Raw genomic sequence first — 13566 nt, 5'->3', positions numbered from 1 at the left:
AGCCTCTCTTTTTATTGTTGTCGGATGGTGTTGCAGGCGGCGAGTCGGTCAGTCTTCCGGTCCCGGCAGGCGCAAGGCCAGGAGCAGGTAGCTCAGGCTTTTTCCATGGCGGTCGAGACCGCAGCTTCGATTCACGCCGCCTTCCAGGGCGTCCTCGAGCACGAAGTTCAACGCCTTCAGGTTCGGCAGTTCATAGCGATGCACCCTGGAGGGCTGGCGCGTCGCGAACTGCTCGGCGACGCGCTCGCAGCTCAGCACCCGAAGCAGCCAGGGATAATGGGCCGGGTCGTGGGGAAATACCGCGATGCTGAGGATATTGCCTTTGTCGCCGGCACGGGCGTGGGCGAAGTCGGCTAGGGTGACCAGGCTCATCAGTACCACTCCAGGGCTGTATGGATTTCATCACGCGGCAGCAGGAAGCTGCGGGTGGTAACGGCTTCTGCGAGGTGGCGCCGGACGCCACCGCCGCCAGCCGGTCCGTTGGTGTAGAGCGACTCGACTTCTGCCAGGAGGGTTTCGAGCAGCGATCGGTCGGTATGGGTCAGGCCGATACGCACCCGCACGTCCTCCAGCAAAGGCGCCTGGACCAGGTGTTTTTGCAGATAACGGCCACCCTGGTCGTTGAACAGGCTGGCGACTCCCGACAGGTCGATCCAGGGCTGTACACCTGGCGCCAGACGATCGAAACGCTGCAGCAGGATGTCGCGCGCCAGGGCGGCACGCGCCACGGCACCGGGGCCTGCATAGGAAATCTCGGCCTCGCCGAACCAGAGTCCGCGCATACCCGCCAGGCCCTTGAGGGTGTCGGGGCGCGGATGGCCGATCACGCCAGTGACTTCCACCCGGTCGTTCCCCAGGTCCTGTACGTGGGCCGCGCCCAGATCCAGCACGACGTCCGGCGTCAGATAACGTCGCGGGTCATGGACTTCGTAAAGCAATTGCTCCTTGACGGTCTGCTCGCTGACTCGTCCGCCGCTGTTGCGCGTCTTGCCGATGATCAAGCGGCCGTCCTGGTGAATTTCGGCGATCGGGCAGCCGAGGTTGGCCGGATCCGGGATGTCCTTCATTCCGGGATGGGCGAAATAGCCGCCAGTGACCTGGGCGCAGCATTCCAGCAGGTGTCCGGCGGCGGTCGCGACGGCCATTTTTTGCCAATCGTCGGCCTTCCAACCCAACCCATGGCGGATCGCGCCTACCGCCAGGGACGGATCCGCAACCCGGCCACACAGCACGATGCCAGCGCCCTCGGCCAGTGCCTGGACGATGCCGTCGGCCCCGGTGTAGACGTTCACCGAAACAGGCTGTTCATCGGCACTCGACGACAGCCATCGTTCATAGCGCGGAGGCGTTTCTTCGAGCAGGTCGTCGCCCAGTACGCAGGCGATTTTCAGCGCCGGGAAACGGCCGGCCAATTCGTCGCGCAACCGTTGCGCGGCGGCCCTGGGGTTGGCTGCGCCGCCGTTGGTGATGATCGCAATGCCGGCTTCGATGCAAATGTCCAGCATGGGTTCGAGGAAGTCGAACAGGCGCGCGGAGTAGCCCGACCGTGGATCGAGGCGCTTGCGCAATTGCGCCTCGGCGAGGGTCCGTTCAGCCAGCAGCTCCAGCATTATGTAGCGCTGGCCGCTGCGTTGCGCCATGTCCTGGGCCAGGCGTAGCGCGGCGTCGGGCCGATCATTGGCAAAACCTGCGCCACACCCGACGAGAATTGTTTTTGTCATGTTCGTGTTCCACTGAAGGGTGGCCCCATAGTGGAGAGACAGAATTAATCTGTGAATTTTAAAGATAGAATCAATTGATCCAGTAATTTTATGAGCCGGTCATGAACGTTTCTTTCCGACAGCTTCGAGCCTTCATCCTCATCGCCGAGACTTCAAGCTTCACCCGCACCGCGGAACAGTTGCATCTGTCGCAACCGGCGCTGAGCTACAGCATCCGCAAACTGGAAGAGAGCATGGGGTTGCAGTTGCTTGCGCGTAATACCCGCAGCGTCGAGTTGACGCCAGCCGGCGAGCATTTCCTGCCCCAGGCCAGGCGCATGCTGCGGGACATGGACGATGCCGTGCGCGATGCTCGCGACACCTTGAGCCTGAGTCGCGGCACGCTTCGGCTCGCGGCGTTGCCCACGGCTGCCGCGTCGTTTCTGCCGATCGCCATGGCTGCTTTCCAGCGTGAAAACCCCGGTGTGACGGTGAGCCTGCTGGATGGCCGCGCCGGAGAGATCCTCGGCTGGGTACAGCGCGGCGAGGTAGACGCCGGCATCAGTTCGCTGCCTGACGACCTGGCTGGACTGAGCTTCGAGCGCCTGCTGGATGACAATCTGGTACTGCTGAGCCACAAGCCCTCGCAGGGTGGCGGCCAGGATGAGTGGACGCAGCAGCCCTACATTGCCCTGACGCCTGACACGAGCATCCGGCCTTTGGCTGACGCGGCGCTGCGCTATTTGAACGTGGATGCAGTCCCAGCCTGGGAGGTGGCGCATATGAGCACGGCCACGGCGCTGGTACGGGAGGGGCTGGGATTTTCTTTATTGCCGGCCAGTTGCACGGCGGTGTTCAACATCGGCGAACAGTGCGCTGTAACCCCAATCGATCAGCCGGCCAAGCGTTCGATCGGGCTGTTGCAGCGCAAGCCGGTGGCACAATCGCCGTCGTTGAGCCAGTTCATGGGACATGTGCGGCGGGTTTTGCGGGGGGGTGAGGCGGGCGCTTGATGTGGGGCCGTCTGCGGCCTTCGCGAGCAGGCTCGCTCCCACATTGATTGCGGCGCACGCCGGTTCTTCGTTCACCCGGACCCTTTGTGGGAGCGAGCCTGCTCGCGAAGGCGCAAGCCCGGTCAGCACCGGTCATTGAATACCGAACATCGCCGTCCAGTAGATCCCCGCATCACTTTTCGGGTCCACCGCATACCCGGCTCCCAGTTCGCGAAACTGCGGGTTCATCAGGTTGGCGCAATGCCCGGGGCTGGCCAACCAGCCGTCCACCACTTTCAAAGCCGTGTCTTGCCCAGCGGCGATGTTTTCGCCGATGGCCTGGCCCAGATAGCCGGCCAGTTCGGCGCGGTCGCCGGGCGTGCGGCCATCGCGGTCCTTGTGGTCGAAGAAGTTGTTGTTGGCCATGGCGCGCGTGTGATTCACCGCCGCCAGGGCCAGGGTGGCGTTCCAGGCCAGCGGAGTGGTCGCGCTGTAGGCCTCGGTGCCGCAGCGGCGCGGTTGCGCGCGGGCGCTGTTGATGAGTTTGAGCAGTTTCTGGCCTTCGGCTTGCCAATCGCCCAGTCGTGCCGACAACAGCGGGCGAGCCAGCACGATGCGCCATTCGCGGTCCAGTCGGCTGACACCGACGTCGATGAACTGCGGGTCCAGCACGACCTGGCAGAAACTTTCCTGCACGGCCTTCATCGCCGCTTGCGCGTCGCGCGGCCCGGACAGGCTGATCGCTTGCACGTTGACCATCGGATAGGCCGCCCGGGCCAACGCCTGTTGCAGATCGCCGATGCCATTGGCCGACAGGATCAACCGCGAGTCCATCGCCAGCGGCGGCAGCTCCAGGGACGCCTGGCCGGCGCAGCTCTGGGACTGGCTGCGGTAGAGGTTGATGGACTCGACCAGTTTCGTCTCTTCGGTGGCTACCGCACTGACGGCGAACGTCAGCCCCAGCGACAGCGCGGCAAGACGCATGACGGAAAAAATCGCACGCATGTAAATCTCCCTTGAGCGGACGGCGCCTATGATGCGCAATTTTTGCCCCGCTGGGGCAACGGTATTCACGCTCTTTTGAAATCCCTTGGACGGCACCGTTTGGTACCGTTCGGGACGCTCCTCAAGTAGTGGGATCAATTTTCAGGCGAATAGGTCCATTCCATCGTCTTATTTCCGGCTCGCCACATCCAGACACGCAACCGCATTCGACAAATCCTCGCTGAATCTGCGTTCATGCCCAGTGTCGAAATTGAGCCGGCAATCAAGCGCGGCTCGTCATTGAACAGAACCGCGACCATGCACCAGAAAACCTACGAATTGCTGGAAGTCGCCAACGGCAAGCCCATCAAACTCTGGACCCAGGGCGTGCCGGTGGAGGCCGAAGCCCGCCAGCAACTGATGAACACGGCGAAAATGCCATTCATTTTCAAACACCTGGCAGTGATGCCCGATGTGCACCTGGGCAAGGGCTCGACCATCGGCAGTGTCATCCCCACCGTAGGCGCGATCATTCCGGCGGCGGTGGGGGTGGATATTGGTTGCGGCATGATCGCCGCGCGCACTTCGCTCGATGCCGCCGATTTGCCGGACAGCCTCCAGGCCCTGCGCAGCGCTATCGAAAAAGCCGTGCCCCATGGGCGCAGCCTCAGCCATGGCGGACGCGACAAGGGCGCCTGGAGCAATGTCCCACGCGAGGCTGACCAGGCGTGGGTCGCGCTGGCCGCGCGCTTCAAGGCGATTACCGACAAATACCCGAAGCTGGCCCGGACCAACAACCGTCAGCATCTGGGTACGCTGGGCAGCGGTAATCATTTCATTGAAGTGTGCCTGGATGAGGCCAACCGGGTCTGGTTCATGTTGCACAGCGGCTCCCGGGGTGTGGGCAATGCCATCGGCAATCTGTTCATCCAGTTGGCCCAGGCCGACATGCGCCAGCACCTCGCCAATCTGCCGGACCGTGACCTGGCCTACTTCGAGGAGGGCAGCCGGCATTTCGACGATTATGTCGAAGCGGTGGGCTGGGCCCAGGATTTCGCCCGGCAGAATCGGGCCTTGATGATGGACGCGGTGATACGCGCCGCCCGGCAGGTCATCGGCAAACCGTTCGAAGTGGCGCTGGAAGCGGTGAATTGTCATCACAACTATGTGCAGAAAGAGCGACACTTCGGACACGACGTACTGGTGACGCGCAAGGGCGCGGTGTCGGCCAGGAAAGGCGAGTTGGGTATCATCCCCGGTTCGATGGGCGCCAGGAGCTTTATCGTGCGCGGCCTGGGCAACGAGCAATCGTTTTGTTCGTGTAGCCACGGTGCCGGCCGGGTCATGAGCCGGACCGAGGCGAAAAGGCGTTTCAGCGTCGAGGATCAGGTCCGCGCGACCGCCCATGTGGAATGCCGGAAAGACGCTGCGGTGATTGATGAAATTCCGATGGCATACAAAGACATAGACAAGGTAATGCATGCACAACGTGAACTTGTGGAAGTGCTGCATACGCTGCGTCAGGTCGTGTGCGTGAAAGGTTAGCGGAGCCAGCATGTTGAGCATTGTCGAGCAGGCAGCCAGTGAAGCGTTGCGCCAGCGAATGGAGGCGGCCGGTTGCGCTTTCGAATTCCTGGCGCTTGCTCCCGAGGCGGATGTAATCGTCGATCAGTCGCTGCACCGCCAGGCCGTGGACCGACTGTTCCAGCACATCGAGGCACAATGGCTTGAACGAGATCGCCAACTGCGCCTTGATCCGCGCTATGCCGATATCGCCCCACCGAGCATGCACTGGGACCTGACCAAGGCCATTCCCAAGGCGCTGGGTCAGGATCAGGTCATTCGCCTCATGCGCGCGGGAAAGACTGAACGCAACCCGCAAGCCTATGCCTTGTACGACGCGTTTTGCGAGCCGCCCTACAGCACCCGCTTCAACAACGACACGCCCCAGGCGCTGTTCAAAGAGTGGCTCGATTTGCTGGGGCTTGTGCCGGATAGCGGCGTGGTGGTGCTGGACTGGGTCGACAACTTCAACTTCAACGGATTGGCCAGCGACGAGCCCGATCCCGCCCGGGATCCCTGGAGCGACTATTTCGATGATGGCCTGGAGTGGTGGGGGGTGTGGTGCCTGAGCATCTGGAATCCCGAGCGCCGGACCCTGGGTGTGCTGACGGCGAGCACGACGGATTAAAGGCCTCAATATCGGGCGCAGATACAGAACTGTGGCTAGGGTTCCACACAGCGCGGTCGCGTATTGAACCAGGCTCCGTGGCGAGGGGATTTATCCCCGCTGGGCTGCGCAGCGGCCCTAAAGCAGTTAATTCAATCTGCCTGGCACACCGAGTAGTCTAGTTTTGGGGGCCGCTGCGCAGCCCAGCGGGGATAAATCCCCTCGCCACAGGTTTGGTGCCAGTTCTGTGTTCAGTCTGGATTACCGCGTTGATGTTTCTTCAACCGGTAGGCAAACTGCGCCCGGCTCAAGCCCAGTGACCTGGCTGCCGCCGCCAGGTTGCCGCTGTTCAGTTGCAGGGCTTCGTTGATCAGGCGCGACTCCAGGCCATCGATGGAGAAGTCCGCGTCCCATTGGCTCAGGGACGGCAACAACGGCGCCTTCGCCGTGGCGTCGCTCGCGGCCGGCGCCAATGACGTGAGCCCGCCATTGCCGTCCACCGAATACGCATCCGCCGGCAATCGCTCGTCGCGAAACAGATGCACCAGATCAATGGCCTGGCCTTCTTCACTGGCAATCAAGCCGCGCTCGATGAGGTTCTGCAGTTCCCGCACGTTGCCTGGGAAGTCGTAGCGCAGCAGCATCTTCAAGGCGCGCATGGTCAGGCCCACCGGTGTACGACCGTATTCCAGGCAGAAGCGCTTGAGAAAGGCATTGATCAGCAACGGTATGTCATCGCGGCGATCGCGCAAGGGCGGGAGGGCGATGGGGTAGACGTTGAGCCGGTAGAACAGGTCTTCGCGAAACTCGCCTTGCGCCACGGCTTTGCGCAGATCGAGGTTGGTCGCCGCGACCACTCGCACGTCGACCTTGATGGCATGGCCGCCACCGACCCGCTCGATTTCGCGCTCCTGCAACGCGCGCAAAAGCTTGCCTTGGCCGGCCAGGCTCAGGCAGGTGATTTCATCGAGGAACAACGTACCGCCATCGGCCCGCTCGAAACGGCCGGGGCGTGAATGGGTGGCGCCGGTATAGGCACCGCGCTCTACGCCGAACAGCTCGGCTTCGATCAGGTTGTCCGGTATCGCCGCGCAGTTGAGGGCGATGAACGGCCCCTGGCGGCGCCGGCTCAGTTGGTGCAACTGACGGGCGAACATTTCCTTGCCCACGCCAGACTCGCCGGTGACCAGCACGGTGGCCGGTGTCAAGGCGACCCGTTGCAGAGCCAGCGTCGCCGCGTTGAACGCCGCACTGGCGCCAATCAGCGGTTGTTCGCTGTCAGGCAGCGGATCACTGGCTGCCATTGGGTCGGGCCTGGCGCCGGACGGCAAAGGCGCCGCCGGCTGTGAGGCATTGAGGTAGCTCAGGTCGCGCTCGATATCGCCCCATTGCTCAGCGGTCTTGCCGACGACACGACAGCGTTCATGCCCCATGCCCCGGCATTCCACTTCGCGAAAGACCACCAGTTGCCCGAACAACCCGCTGACGAAGCCGATCGCGTACCCCAGCTCGGTCCAGCACACCGGATCCTGCCCGGTGCCATAGGCGGCGATATGTTCGTCGGCTTCGCAGGAGTGGTGCCAGAGAAATTCCCCCTCGTAGAACCCCGATTCCGCATCGAACTTGAAATGCAGCGGCTCGACCTTGGTCATGCCTTCGAGGGTATGCAGGTGCGTGCCTGCGCGAAACACCGCGGCTGCGTCGGCGTGGGGCCAGCGTTCACGAATCAGCCGGGCGTCCCGGGCGCCGGAGCAATAGCCGGTGCGGGTGAGCATGCCTCGGGCCTGCTCCAGTCCCTGGCGCTCGATGATTTCCCGACGCAACGCGCCGAAGGACGAACTGTGCAGCAACAACATGCGTTGGTCGTTGAGCCAGATACGCCCGTCATCGGGGGAGAAAAACAGGCAGTTGGTCAGTTCTGCCGGGGTTGGCGAGCTGCTGTCGCTCAGTTCCTTGCTATCGCCGCGTGGACGAAAAGGCTCGGCAGCGATCCGCTCCGGCAGCGGACAGTGGGGATTATTCATTGTTATTGCCCCTGAGGTGGTAGTCGAAATGAACACCTGGTCAGATAGTTATTAAGCATAACTTTATCAAATGAACAAGTGGCGATCGGCCAGCGGCTGGTTCGACGCCAGCAACGCTGCCCTTTGCCAGCCGGAGAGCCTTGATCCAGAGCCTTGCGCCAAGTTTATGCAGGACCGCGGGTGAATTCGGCACACGGCTTGCTCAGCCACTCCTACGGCGTTTGCGCCAGCGTCGGCAAGGCGTGGCAAACGATGACAACAACAAAGAGCCGGGAGCTTTAAATGTCTGCATCCGAAAACCACCTGCTAGCCCAGGTGATCGCGTCCGAATGTGTCTTCAACGGGAATTGGGTGCCTGCCTCGGGCCCGTTGCTGACTATCATCGAGCCGGCCACCGGTGAGGCGCTGATGCGCAGTGCTTCGGCCGATGCTGCCGATATCGCCAAGGCCAGTCGCGATGCGGCCCTGGCGCAACCGGCCTGGGCCGCCCTCGGTCCACGGGAACGGGCGGCAATCTTTCGCAAGGCGGCTGACGTCGCCGAACGCTCCTTCGCGGAACTGGCGCTGTACGTCGCACGGGAAACCGGCGCGGCATTGTTCAAGGGCCAACACGAGGTGCGCGAGGCGATCGTGCTGTTGCATCAGGCCGCCGGCATGCTGTCTCAGGCTCATGGCGTGGTGCTGCCCAGCGAGGCGGGGCGCCTGTCTTATGCGCGGCGCTTGCCCCATGGTGTGATCGGAGTGATCTCGCCGTTCAACTTCCCGCTGGTGTTGTCGATGCGCTCCGTGGCGCCGGCCCTGGCGGCGGGCAATGCGGTGGTGCTCAAGCCGGATCCGCAGACGCCGGTCAGTGGCGGTTTTCTGATCGCCCGTCTCTTCGAAGCCGCGGGCCTGCCCAAGGGCTTGTTGCAGGTATTGCCTGGTGCGGCCGACGCCGGGGAAGCGCTGTGCCGTGATCCCAACGTCAAGATGATCGCCTTCACCGGTTCCACCGGCGCCGGTCGCAAGGTGGCCGAAGTGGCCGGGCGCAACCTCAAGAAAGTCGCGCTGGAGCTGGGCGGCAAAAACCCCTTGATTGTCCTCGAAGACGCCGACCTGGACCTCGCGGCCCGCAATGCGGCCTGGGGCGCCTGGTTGCATCAGGGGCAGATCTGCATGGCCACCGGGTTGATCCTCGCCCATGAGTCGATTGCTCAGGCCCTCATTCAGAAACTGGTGGATAAAGCCCAGGCGTTGACGGTCGGCAACGCCGCCCGCGAGGAAGCCGCGCTCGGACCGTTGATCAACCAACGCCAGTTGCAGCGCGTGCACGACATCGTCAATGACAGCGTGCGCGCGGGGGCGAGGCTGGAAACCGGCGGTAACTACGACCGTTTGTTTTATCAACCGACCGTGCTCAGCGGCGTGAAGCCGGGCATGCGTGCCTTCGAGGATGAAGTCTTCGGTCCGGTGGCGAGCGTGGTCAGTTTTGCCAGCGACGAGGAAGCCATCGAGTTGGCCAATCGCAGCGAGTACGGCCTGTCGGCGGCGGTCATTTCACCCTCGGTGGGCCGGGCCATGGCGATTGGCGAGCGATTGCAGTGCGGCATGCTGCACATCAATGACCAGACTGTCGCCGACGAGTGCATCAACCCGTTCGGTGGGCGCGGCGCTTCGGGCAATGGCGGCAGCGTCGGCGGCCCGGCGGACTGGGACGAGTACACCCAGTGGCAGTGGGTCACGGTCAAGGACAAGGCGCCTGTCTATCCGTTCTGACCGGTCGGTTTCAACGGGGCAGATAAAAATAACAAGAGGACTCAACATGAAACTCGACAACAAGATTGTACTGGTAACCGGCGTCTCGTCGGGCATCGGTGCCGCCACGGCGAGCCTGCTGCGTGCCCACGGCGCCGAGGTAATCGGCGTGGACCTCAAGGCGCCGCACCAGACCCTGGACGGTTTTGTACAGGGGGACCTGAGCAGCGCCGAGAACATCGACCGCCTGCTGCCGCAGCTACCCGCACGGTTCGATAGCCTGTGCAATATTGCCGGGGTGCCGGGCACCGCCAGTCCGCAACTGCTGGCGCGGGTCAACTATCTCGGATTGCGCCACTTCAGCCAGGCGTTGCTGCCACGCATCAACGCGGGCGGCAGCATCGTCAATATCGCCTCGATCCTTGGCGCCGAATGGCCGCTACGCGTAGAGCAGCACAAGGCGCTGGCGCGCAGCGAAGGGTTTGCCGCCGGGCAAGCCTGGCTGGCTGACCACCCGGTGCCGGACCAGACCTGCTACCAGTATTTCAAGGAAGCCTTGATCGTCTGGACCTACCTGCAGGCCCAACCCTGGTACCTGGAGCATTCGGTGCGCATGAACTGTGTCGCGCCGGGGCCGGTCTTCACGCCCATCCTCGACGACTTCGTGAGCATGCTCGGCGAGGCTCGGACCCAGGCCGATGCCCATCGCATGAAGCGTCCCGCCTACGCCGATGAGGTAGCGGCGGTGATCGCCTTCCTGTGTGCCGACGAGTCGCGCTGGATCAACGGCGTCAACCTGCCCGTCGATGGTGGATTGGCCTCCACCTACGTTTGAGAACCCAAGCCGCCACCCGAGCGGGTTGCAGCAAAGCCATGCCAAACAATAACAATAATGAGAGCACCCCATGGATAACCTCAAAGACAGCTTTGGTTTCAAGCATTGCGCGCTATTCCTGGCGCTTTGCAGCAGCGGTGTGATGGGCGAGAGGGCCGAGGCCATGCAAATGGACCTGGGTGACTCCGACTGGAAACTGCGCTGGGACAACACCATCAAGTACAGCCAGGCCTGGCGCCTGCACGGACAGGACAGCCGTCTGGTCAACGCGCCGACCGCCAATGGCCTGTACCCCTCGATCCAGAGCCAGGGCGACAAGAACTTCAGTCGCGGCCTGGTCTCCAACCGTCTCGACCTGTTTTCCGAAATGGACCTCAGCCGGCAAAACTACGGGCTGCGGGTCAGCGGCGCGGCCTGGTACGACGATATCTACAACCAGGACACCGACAGCAGCGAGCAGCCACATTTCCTCAGCGAAACCCGCGAGCTGCATGGACGCGACGCTGAGATTCTCGATGCCTTCGTGTTCCTGCGCGGAGACCTCGGGGATGACTCCCAAGGCGTGGCGCGTCTTGGACGCCACAGCCTGATCTACGGCGAAAGCCTGTTCTACGGCGGCAACGGCATTGCCAATGCCCAGGGGCCGACCGATGTGGTCAAGTTGCTCAGCGTGCCGGGAACACAGTTCAAGGAGATCCTGCGGCCGGTCAATCAGATTTCCGGGCAGTTGCAGATCAACCCGCAGCTGTCGGTGGGCGCCTACTATCAGTTCGAGTGGGAACGTTCCAACCTGCCCGGCGCCGGCAGCTACCTGAGCGATGCCGACGCCATCGGTTACGGCAGCGGCCCGCTGCGTGAGGTATTCGGCAACGACACGGTGAACGGCGGCGACCTGAAACCGCGCAATTCGGGGCAGGGCGGTATGCAGATCCGCTTCAAGCCGGCCGGCACAGAGCTGGAGCTGGGTTTCTACGCGGCCCAGTATCACGACAAGGCGCCGATCGGGTTGTATGCCTACCTGGACGGTCCGGCGGCTGCGGCCAGCGGACTGCCGATCCTCGGCTCCTATCGCCAGGTCTACGCCGAAGACATCAAGACCGCCGGCGTCAGCTTTTCTACCGCTTACGGTCCGTTCAACTTTGCCGGTGAATCGTCGGTGCGCTGGAACGCGCCGCTGGTGAGCAACCTGCAAGTAGTGACCCCCGGCATGCAGGCCGATGGTGGCGACGATGCGCTGTTCGCCCGGGGCAAGACCGCGCACGTCAATCTGTCGGCGATCTACCTGCTGTCGCCCACCGCTTTCTGGGACGGCGGCTCGGCCCTGGCCGAGCTGGCCTGGAACCGCACCCTGAGCGTGACCGAGAACGCTGCCGCGCTGGATTCCAATACCACCCGGGATGCCACGGCGTTGCGAGTATTGATGGAACCGGCGTACTTCCAGATCGTCGACGGGATCGACCTCACCGTGCCGGTCGGCATGGGGATCGTGCTTGATGGACGCTCATCGGCGGTGAACAAATCCGGCTTCGGCAATACCCATTCCGGCGACTGGAGCGTCGGCCTCAAAGCCACCTACCTGCAGCGCTGGGATGTCGGCCTCAATTACGTGAACTTCTTCGGCGCACCCAAGGCCGGGCTGCGCGAGGACGGCAATTTCAGTTACGGCCAGTCGTTGGCCGACCGCGACTTCGTCTCGCTCTATGTGAAAACCTCATTCTAACAAGGTGGATTCGCCATGCAGAACCCAGCATTCCTGAACACCTGCGTCCTCGCCCTTGCCCTGGCCGGCATGAGCCTGGCGCAGGCGGCGGTATCGCCTGAGCAGGCCGCGCGCTTGAAAACCGATCTGACCCCCTTCGGTGGTGAGCGCGCCGGCAACGCCGATGGCAGCATCCCGGCCTGGCAGGGCGGTTATACCCAGGTCGCGCCCGGCTACAAAGCGGGTGACAAGCGCCCTGATCCATTTGCCGGCGACAAACCGCTGTACTCGATCAAGGCGTCGAACATGACGCAGTACGCCGGCCAACTGGCCGAGGGCACCCAGCTGCTGCTGAAGAAATATCCGGACTATCGCCTGGATGTGTACCCGACTCATCGCTCGGCCGCCGCGCCGCAATGGGTGTACGACAACACCAGCAAGAATGCCACGCGCGCCGCACTGGACGTGGACAGCGAAAAAGTCTCCAACGCCTATGGCGGCATCCCGTTCCCGATCCCTGAGAACGGTGCGCAGGTGCTGTGGAACTATCGGTTGTCCTGGCAGGGCGGCGACACCATCAGCTCGCCGTTCGATACCTGGCTGATGACCGCCGGTGGCAAGAAAGTCCAGGCGACCCGGGCCCAGTACACCTATCAGTTTCCCTACTACGTCGAAGGCGGCAGCCTGGAAAACTATTCGGGCAAGTACCTGCTGGGCAAGCTGTTCACCGAATTGCCGTCGTCCAAGGCCGGCGAGGGCCTGATGACCCATTGGGACCTGGACCCGGCCAATCGTGCGGCCTGGCAGTACCTGGTCGGTCAACGCCGGGTTCGTCGTGCACCGAACATTGCCTACGACACACCGGACTTCGTCACCTCCGGCGTCGGCCTGTTCGATGAGGCGTTCATGCTGTTCGGGCCCACCGATCGTTATGACCTCAAGCTGGTGGGCAAAAAAGAACTGATCGTCCCCTACAACAATAACCGCGCCGCGCTGGCCAAGAGCGACGAGCTGGTCAAGGTCGGTTTCCTCAATCCTGACCTGGTGCGCTGGGAGAAACATCGGGTCTGGGTCGTCGAGGCCACGCTCAAGTCCGGCAAGCGCCATGTCGTGCCGCGTCGCACCTACTACGTCGACGAAGACTCCTGGCAGATCCTGATGGCCGACGGTTATGACGCCCAGGGCAAGCTCGGTCGGCAGATGTATTCGCTGACGCTGCTGGCACCGGACCTGCCGGCCTTGACCGCACAGGTCATGTGGGGCAGCTACAACCTCGACACCGGGGCCTACTTCCTCAATTCGTCGAGCAACGACCTGACAGTCCAATACCAGAAGGTCGCGAAGCCTTCAGCGTCCTATTTCACGCCGGATGCCATGGCCAACGAAAACATGCGTTGAACCAGTGGTGGCCGTGACGAGGGAGTTCGG

11 protein-coding genes are annotated in these 13566 nt (G+C 62.9%); 7 read left to right on the top strand and 4 right to left on the bottom strand.

Annotated features, from left to right (window positions below):
* Positions 1 to 48: 48 nt before the first annotated feature.
* Together J3P86_RS14310 and J3P86_RS14305 are read right to left on the bottom strand one after the other, a co-directional pair.
* Complete coding sequence (locus tag J3P86_RS14310; RefSeq protein WP_434630836.1) at positions 49 to 372, bottom strand: AtuA-related protein; 324 nt, start codon at positions 370 to 372, stop codon at positions 49 to 51.
* Positions 372 to 1721 carry an acyclic terpene utilization AtuA family protein gene (locus tag J3P86_RS14305; protein ID WP_434698245.1) on the bottom strand — a complete coding sequence of 450 codons (1350 nt, stop codon included), beginning with the start codon at positions 1719 to 1721 and terminating at the stop codon, positions 372 to 374. The genes J3P86_RS14310 and J3P86_RS14305 overlap by 1 nt, the downstream gene beginning before the upstream one ends.
* Positions 1722 to 1822: 101 nt before the next feature.
* Here J3P86_RS14305 and J3P86_RS14300 point away from each other — a divergent pair, with 101 nt between their 5' ends.
* Entirely contained in the window at positions 1823 to 2713 is an 891-nt protein-coding gene (locus J3P86_RS14300; RefSeq protein ID WP_434698244.1) for a LysR family transcriptional regulator, read from the top strand.
* 132 nt (positions 2714 to 2845) lie between these two features.
* Here J3P86_RS14300 and J3P86_RS14295 read toward each other — a convergent pair whose 3' ends face one another.
* The gene (locus tag J3P86_RS14295) at positions 2846 to 3697 is read right to left on the bottom strand and encodes a CAP domain-containing protein (protein WP_434698242.1); all 852 of its coding nucleotides are present in this window, start codon (positions 3695 to 3697) and stop codon (positions 2846 to 2848) included.
* A 297-nt stretch (positions 3698 to 3994) separates the two neighbouring features.
* On the opposite strand from J3P86_RS14295, the gene J3P86_RS14290 reads away from it, so the two are divergent.
* Together J3P86_RS14290 and J3P86_RS14285 are read left to right on the top strand one after the other, a co-directional pair.
* Positions 3995 to 5221, top strand: a complete 1227-nt coding sequence (locus J3P86_RS14290) for an RtcB family protein (protein ID WP_434698240.1) — start codon at positions 3995 to 3997, stop codon at positions 5219 to 5221.
* Between the two features lie 10 nt (positions 5222 to 5231).
* A complete protein-coding gene (locus tag J3P86_RS14285) occupies positions 5232 to 5867 on the top strand; it encodes a hypothetical protein (protein ID WP_434698239.1) in 636 nt (211 codons plus the stop codon).
* A gap of 230 nt (positions 5868 to 6097) precedes the next feature.
* Here J3P86_RS14285 and J3P86_RS14280 read toward each other — a convergent pair whose 3' ends face one another.
* The gene (locus J3P86_RS14280) at positions 6098 to 7870 is read right to left on the bottom strand and encodes a sigma 54-interacting transcriptional regulator (protein ID WP_434698238.1); all 1773 of its coding nucleotides are present in this window, start codon (positions 7868 to 7870) and stop codon (positions 6098 to 6100) included.
* Positions 7871 to 8152: 282 nt separating this feature from the next.
* Here J3P86_RS14280 and J3P86_RS14275 point away from each other — a divergent pair, with 282 nt between their 5' ends.
* The 4 genes from J3P86_RS14275 (at position 8153) to J3P86_RS14260 (ending at position 13536) form a co-directional block, all read left to right on the top strand.
* On the top strand, positions 8153 to 9625 hold the full coding sequence (locus J3P86_RS14275; protein WP_434630861.1) for a benzaldehyde dehydrogenase: 1473 nt from the start codon (positions 8153 to 8155) through the stop codon (positions 9623 to 9625).
* Positions 9626 to 9671: 46 nt separating this feature from the next.
* Positions 9672 to 10439: a coniferyl-alcohol dehydrogenase gene (locus J3P86_RS14270; RefSeq protein ID WP_434698237.1), complete on the top strand. Its 768-nt coding sequence runs from the start codon at positions 9672 to 9674 to the stop codon at positions 10437 to 10439.
* Between the two features lie 70 nt (positions 10440 to 10509).
* A complete protein-coding gene (locus J3P86_RS14265; RefSeq protein WP_434600860.1) occupies positions 10510 to 12159 on the top strand; it encodes a DUF1302 domain-containing protein in 1650 nt (549 codons plus the stop codon).
* 15 nt (positions 12160 to 12174) lie between these two features.
* Entirely contained in the window at positions 12175 to 13536 is a 1362-nt protein-coding gene (locus tag J3P86_RS14260) for a DUF1329 domain-containing protein (RefSeq protein WP_434574051.1), read from the top strand.
* Positions 13537 to 13566: the final 30 nt, after the last annotated feature.

Source organism: Pseudomonas sp. D1-1, assembly GCF_051132225.1.
In the GTDB taxonomy this organism is placed as follows: Bacteria; Pseudomonadota; Gammaproteobacteria; order Pseudomonadales; family Pseudomonadaceae; genus Aquipseudomonas.
This window is presented reverse-complemented; position numbering and strand designations above follow the sequence as displayed.